Genomic DNA, 1,986 nt, shown 5'->3' with positions numbered 1-1,986 from the left:
GCTTGCAGGCATCAAAAACTGTGGCATAATGCGCGCCCCTGACAGCTGAAGGGCAACTTCAGCAGGCAGGCCCGGTAAGGAATTTTGATCGACGGTTGATCAAAAAATTGTTCGAAAAAAGCCTTGCCAGACTGATTCAAACGCGTATAATACGCGGCCTCTTAGCCACGAAGGCTTCGAGGAAAGGTTCTTTAAAAGACAGAGATTAAGTAATAGAGGTGGGTGCTTGCCGAGGTGTTTTTGCGTCATTTCGTAAAAATATCAAAGGTAAGCAACTGCGTTAATTATTGAGTTAATTATTTAAGTCTTATAGACAGTAGTTGTGACTTTGAGCGTGATTTGGCTGGGGAGTTATTCGGTTAAGTAGTACGAATAATGAAACCGGCACAAAACTTAAACTGAAGAGTTTGATCATGGCTCAGATTGAACGCTGGCGGCAGGCTTAACACATGCAAGTCGAGCGGAAACGATGGGAGCTTGCTCCCAGGCGTCGAGCGGCGAACGGGTGAGTAACGCGTAGGAATCTGCCTGATAGAGGGGGATAGCCCGGGGAAACTCGGATTAATACCGCATACGCCCTACGGGGGAAAGCAGGGGATCTTCGGACCTTGCGCTATCAGATGAGCCTGCGTCGGATTAGCTAGTTGGTAGGGTAAAGGCCTACCAAGGCGACGATCCGTAGCTGGTCTGAGAGGATGATCAGCCACACCGGAACTGAGACACGGTCCGGACTCCTACGGGAGGCAGCAGTGGGGAATATTGGACAATGGGGGAAACCCTGATCCAGCCATGCCGCGTGTGTGAAGAAGGCCTTCGGGTTGTAAAGCACTTTAAGCAGGGAGGAAAGGGCAACGGCTAATATCCGTTGCAGTTGACGTTACCTGCAGAATAAGCACCGGCTAACTTCGTGCCAGCAGCCGCGGTAATACGAAGGGTGCAAGCGTTAATCGGAATTACTGGGCGTAAAGCGCGCGTAGGCGGTTTGGTAAGTGTGATGTGAAAGCCCAGGGCTCAACCTTGGAACTGCATCACATACTGTCAGACTAGAGTACGGGAGAGGGGGGTAGAATTCCACGTGTAGCGGTGAAATGCGTAGAGATGTGGAGGAATACCGGTGGCGAAGGCGGCCCCCTGGATCGATACTGACGCTGAGGTGCGAAAGCGTGGGGAGCAAACAGGATTAGATACCCTGGTAGTCCACGCCGTAAACGATGTCAACTAGCCGTTGGGGACGTAATGTCTTGAGTGGCGCAGCTAACGCACTAAGTTGACCGCCTGGGGAGTACGGTCGCAAGATTAAAACTCAAATGAATTGACGGGGGCCCGCACAAGCGGTGGAGCATGTGGTTTAATTCGACGCAACGCGAAGAACCTTACCTGGTCTTGACATCCAGAGAACTTTCCAGAGATGGATTGGTGCCTTCGGGAACTCTGAGACAGGTGCTGCATGGCTGTCGTCAGCTCGTGTCGTGAGATGTTGGGTTAAGTCCCGTAACGAGCGCAACCCTTGTCCTTATTTGCCATCATTAAGTTGGGCACTCTAAGGAGACTGCCGGTGACAAACCGGAGGAAGGTGGGGACGACGTCAAGTCATCATGGCCCTTACGACCAGGGCTACACACGTGCTACAATGGATCGTACAAAGGGTTGCCAAGCCGCGAGGTGGAGCTAATCCCATAAAACGTTTCGTAGTCCGGATTGGAGTCTGCAACTCGACTCCATGAAGTCGGAATCGCTAGTAATCGTAAATCAGAATGTTACGGTGAATACGTTCCCGGGCCTTGTACACACCGCCCGTCACACCATGGGAGTGGGTTGCAAAAGAAGTGGGTAGTCTAACTTCGGAGGACGCTCACCACTTTGTGATTCATGACTGGGGTGAAGTCGTAACAAGGTAGCCGTAGGGGAACCTGCGGCTGGATCACCTCCTTAAACAGAAAGCGCAAGGCATCTCGGCCAAGTGCTCACCTCTATTACTTAATCCTG

At 51.7% G+C, this 1,986-nt stretch carries 1 rRNA gene; it reads left to right on the top strand.

Going from position 1 to position 1,986, the window contains the following annotated elements:
• Positions 1-395 precede the first annotated feature (395 nt).
• A 16S ribosomal RNA gene (locus LVD14_RS15405) occupies positions 396-1,932 on the top strand.
• Positions 1,933-1,986: the final 54 nt, after the last annotated feature.

This window comes from Pseudohongiella sp. O18, from assembly GCF_021729085.1.
Classification (GTDB): domain Bacteria; phylum Pseudomonadota; class Gammaproteobacteria; order Pseudomonadales; family Pseudohongiellaceae; genus Pseudohongiella.
The sequence above is the reverse complement of the archived record's forward strand: the minus strand, read 5'-3'. Positions and strand labels throughout refer to the sequence as shown.